This is a genomic window from Actinomycetota bacterium, assembly GCA_036280995.1.
GTDB lineage: Bacteria > Actinomycetota > CALGFH01 > CALGFH01 > CALGFH01 > CALGFH01.
Genome location: DASUPQ010000955.1, coordinates 1 through 4,361 on the forward strand (window position 1 = coordinate 1; position 4,361 = coordinate 4,361).

The 4,361-nt window shown below is 72.4% G+C and carries 6 protein-coding genes; 5 read left to right on the forward strand and 1 reads right to left on the reverse strand.

What is annotated here, in order from left to right; genetic code table 11:
• Both VF468_31720 and VF468_31725 read left to right on the forward strand, forming a co-directional pair.
• The coding region (locus tag VF468_31720) for a hypothetical protein (protein ID HEX5882852.1) at window positions 1-289 on the forward strand (289 nt) is incomplete at its 5' end.
• Window positions 286-1,764 (forward strand): cyclic nucleotide-binding domain-containing protein, encoded by a 1,479-nt coding sequence (locus VF468_31725; protein HEX5882853.1) that lies wholly within the window; start codon window positions 286-288, stop codon window positions 1,762-1,764. The genes VF468_31720 and VF468_31725, both read left to right, overlap by 4 nt.
• Here VF468_31725 and VF468_31730 read toward each other — a convergent pair whose 3' ends face one another.
• Window positions 1,765-2,694 (reverse strand): acetylxylan esterase, encoded by a 930-nt coding sequence (locus VF468_31730; protein ID HEX5882854.1) that lies wholly within the window; start codon window positions 2,692-2,694, stop codon window positions 1,765-1,767. It lies immediately after the preceding gene.
• 192 nt (window positions 2,695-2,886) lie between these two features.
• Between VF468_31730 and VF468_31735 the strand changes: the two genes are divergently transcribed.
• From VF468_31735 to VF468_31745, 3 genes are all read left to right on the forward strand, one after another.
• Window positions 2,887-3,603 carry a DUF998 domain-containing protein gene (locus tag VF468_31735; protein ID HEX5882855.1) on the forward strand — a complete coding sequence of 239 codons (717 nt, stop codon included), beginning with the start codon at window positions 2,887-2,889 and terminating at the stop codon, window positions 3,601-3,603.
• A gap of 30 nt (window positions 3,604-3,633) precedes the next feature.
• Window positions 3,634-4,005 (forward strand): YciI family protein, encoded by a 372-nt coding sequence (locus tag VF468_31740; GenBank protein ID HEX5882856.1) that lies wholly within the window; start codon window positions 3,634-3,636, stop codon window positions 4,003-4,005.
• Between the two features lie 89 nt (window positions 4,006-4,094).
• Window positions 4,095-4,361: sigma factor (locus VF468_31745; protein HEX5882857.1), on the forward strand; the 267-nt coding region annotated here is incomplete at its 3' end.

The window sequence follows — 4,361 nt, forward strand, 5'->3', positions numbered from 1 at the left end:
TGTCGGTGAGGACGACCTGCTGGTGGCGGTGCTGCGTGACCCGGGGGAGCTGGTCGGCTGGTCGGCCTTTCGACCGCCCTACCGGGCGACGGCATCGGTCCGCTGCGAGCAGCCGAGCCGGCTGGTCACGGTGCCGGTGGCGGCGTTCGAGGAGCTGTTCGAGCGCGACCCGGGCCTGGGCTACCTGGTCCTGGGGCGCGTCGCGGCCGGCGTCGCCGACCGCCTGGAGCAGGCGAGAGAGCGACTGCTGACCGCGCCCCGGGACGGTCCGGTTGGGGAGGGACCATGACGTCGCCGCGGGGCGCCGAGGCCCTGGAGCACCTGCTCGGCTCGCCTTTCCTGGAGGGGTTCGATCCTCGTGACCTGGCCGACCTGGCCCGCCGGGCCACCGTGGTCAGCTTCGACGAGTCCGAGCCGGTGTTCACCGAGGGCAACCCCGCCACCTGCTTGTACCTGCTGGTCGCGGGCGCGGTCGAGCTCTCGGTGGAGGGCAGGGGCGGCGGACCGGCAATGGTCGTGCAGACCGTCACCCATGAAGGCCATCCGATCGGCTGGTCGGCGATGGTGGCGCCGCACCTCTACCGGGCGACCGCCATCGCCCGGGGGCCGACCCGGCTGCTGGCGATCGGTCGGGAGACGCTCGAACAGCAGGCCCGGGCGAGCCCCGGGTTCGGGATGACGCTCATGCGGGCTGTGCTCGGGATCGTCGGCGACCGCCTGCGGGCCACCCGGACCCGCCTGATCGCGCGCCGCTACGACAACGTGGTGGTGGCCATCCGCGACCTGCTGGACCAGAGTGGGCCCCGGCTCAGTGTCGCCTCCCCGCTGCACCGGCTCCCGTATCACCTCGAGCACCGGCTGACGCTCCCCGACGCCTTCCAGATCCTGGACGCGCTGCGCCGCCAAGGCGACCAGGTCGAGCGCGACCTGGCCGGGCTCTGTGCCGATCTGCTGGTCCGCGCGCGCCGGGAGCTCGAGTTCTACCAGCAGCTCCAGGCGATCTACCAGTCGGTTGCGGGCGCCGCCCCGAGAGCGGATCCGGAGGAGGTCCGGCTAAAGAGCACGCTCGCGTTCCGTCGCCTGTTCGTCGGCACCCGTCACCGCATCGAGGGTTGGGAGCACCTGCCCGAGCGGCCGGGGCACATCTTCATCATGAACCACCTCGGCTACCACCCCGACAACGTGCTGCCCAACAACTTCGTCCTCACCCTCGACACCCACTTCGTCTCCACCATGGTCGTGTTCGAGCGCTACGGTGAGGCGCCGATCCGGGTGGTCCGCAAGTCTCGGCCGGACGAGTACGGCCACCAGCAGTTCTACGACCGTCTGGGCTACGTCTACACCTACTCCGGCCACGTCGACGCCGGCGACGAGGACCCACACAGCTCCCCCGAGGCGCGCCGCCGCTTCTTCCTCGACGTGGCCGGCGCGCACCTCGAGGCCGGAAGGAACCTCGTCATCTGCCCCGAAGGGGCCTGGACGTCCACCGAGCGGTCCCCGTTGCGGCTCCGACCGGGCGCCTTCCGGCTCGCCGCCCACGTCCGACCTGAGCCGCTGCTGGTGCCGGTCGCGGTGGCGAACTTCGACAAGAAGCTGACCACGACGACCACCGCCGCGGTGGTCCACGAGCCATTCCGACTGTCGGACTACCTGCCCGACCCGGGTGACGAACCCGCCCTGCTGGACTTCATCAACCATCAGGTCGGCCCCTGGTTCCGCGAGTGGGTGCGGGAGGCGGCCGCGCTGGCCGGCTGGGCCAGCTGATCAGCGCCCGAAGCCGTCCCCGACCCCGTTGCGCGCCAGCTCCAGCCAGCGCCGCTCGAACGCCGACCAGTGGTCCTCCTCGGGGCCGTCCGAGTGGCTGACCGGGAAGCGCAGCACCTCATGCGGCCCGCCGAGACGGTCGGCGATGGCCAGGACGGTCGGCGCCGGCACGACCGGGTCGACCTGCCCGACCCCGATCAGGGTCGGGCAGACGACCTGGCCGGCGAAGTTGACCGGGTCGAAGTAGCGAAGCACCACCATCAGGTCCTCGGCGGCGTGCTCCGGGCGGCGCTCCAGGTAGCGGTTGATCTCGGCCGCCGAGCCGGAGCTGGCCAGCAGCCGCCGACCCTCGGCCCAACCGAAGCTCGGGACCGCGATGGCGAGCAGGTCGGCCACCCCCGCCAGCGCCTCGGCCATCAGGGCCAGCCCTCCGGCGAGGCTGGTTCCTTCCAGCACGGTGCGGGTGGTGGCGCCACCGAGCAGCCGTCGGCCCATCTGGGCCGCGCGCAGGTAGTCGCAGACCGCCCCCCGCAGCACCGACCGCTCCGGGCTCTCCCGCCCGCTCAGCACCCAGCCCCAGCGCGACGGTGACGGCAGGGCGGCCCTCGACCGCCCCCAGCCGCGGACATCCACCCCGACCACGTTGAGGCCGGCTCGGGCCCATGACCACTGCGCGGTGACCTGCCCGCCATAGCCGTGGCCGTGGACGACCAGCGGTCGGGGCTCCCGGTCCTCCCAGCGCAGCAGGTAGCCGTGGATGGTGACGCCGCCCAGCGAGGTGAACGACAGCCGCTGGAGCCGGATGCCGTCCCGGCCGCCGGCCGGCTCCAGCCCGACGGCGGGCGCGACTCGGGACAGCTCCTGCATGGTCTGTGACCAGAACTCGAAGAAGTCCGCCGGACGGCTCAGCGGAGCGCGAAAGGGGGTCACCAGGGCAGCATACCGACTCCCTGTGCGCGACCGGGCCGGCGCCGCACCGGGCCGGGAGTGAGCGGGCAGCCCGGACGGGGCCGGCAGAGAAGTCTCCGGCTGGGTGTCGAATCCACCCCCCTTCGTTCGAGGCATGGGTAGCGGGCCGGATCGGCCAAGGGATCCGGCCCCGGATGCGAAGGGAGCGGGAGGATGACCTTGCCGTCGATCACGATGACCGGCGCCGCGCTGCCCGGCGCCGCCAGCGACACGCCACCGTGGCCAGTGCGGGTGACCAGGTCGCTGCTGGGCTACGGCGTCATCGCCGGCCCGTTCTATGTCGTGGTGTCGCTGGCCCAGGCGCTAACCAGGGACGGCTTCGACCTCACCCGGCACGCGTGGAGTCTGTTGGCCAACGGCGACCTGGGCTGGATCCAGGTCGCCAACTTCACCCTGACCGGCGCGATGCTGGTCGTCTTCGCCGTCGGGCTGCGCCGGGTGCTGGCCGGCGGCCGTGGCGGGCGGTGGGTGCCGCGGCTGATCGGGGCCTTCGGGGTGGGCATGGCCCTGTCGGCGCTGGTGTTTCGCGCCGACCCGGCCCAGGGGTTCCCGCCGGGCGCGCCCCAGCAGCCCCAGCTCACCTGGCACGGCGCGCTGCACTACCCGGTCGCGGGCATTGCGTTCCTCAGCCTGGTCGTGGCCTGTTTCGTGCTCGCCAGCCGATTCGGCGCCGAGGGGCGGCGGGGCTGGGCGGCCTTCTCCAGGGTGGCCGGGGCGATGTTCCTGGTCGGCTTCGCCGGGCTGTCGGCCTCGGCGGGCGCTGCCTGGAGCGTGGTCGGCTTCATCGTCGCGCTCGTGGTCGTCTTCGCCTGGATCTCGGCGGTGGCGGTGCACTACTACCGCCGAGTTGGTGAGGATACGAACGGCTGACACCACCGAGACACGAAAGGGAAGATCACGATGCGCTACATGATTCTGCTGAAGGCCGCGCAGCCCGCCGGCCCGCCGCCGCCCGATCTCATGGAGGCGATCGCCAAGCTCGGGGAGGAGGCCACCATGGCCGGGGCGCTGCTCGACACTGCCGGGCTGGCCCCGAGCGCAGACGCCGCGCGGGTCCAGCTCACCGGCGGGCGGCTGAGCGTCACCGACGGGCCGTTCACCGAGGCCAAGGAGATGATCAGCTACGCCCTGTACCAGGTGCGGACAAAGGAGGAGGCCGTCGAGTGGGCCTCCCGCTTCCTGCGGCTGCATCGGGACCAGTGGGAAGGCTGGGAAGGCGAGGCCGAGGTGTTGCGGCTGCTGGGCCCCGAGGACTTCGCGCCACCCGCCTGAACGCCTGAACGCTCGGCCCCTGAGGGCCGGGGTCGCGGAGCGCGCCCCGGCCCTTCATCAGCCGACCAGGGATGGTTGGATGGTTCGCCATGACGGCCACCCATCCGCATCGCGCGGTCGAAGCGGTCTGGCGGATCGAGTCAGCCAGGATCGTCGCCGGGCTCGCCCGGATGGTGGGCGACGTCGGCCTGGCCGAGGAGCTGGCGCAGGACGCGCTCGTGATCGCGCTCGAGCACTGGCCCGAGCACGGCATCCCCGACAACCCCGGCGCCTGGCTGATGGCCACCGCGAAGCGCCGCGCCATCGACCACTTCCGCCGCGCCAAGATGCTCGAGCGCAAGCACCGCGAGCTGGGC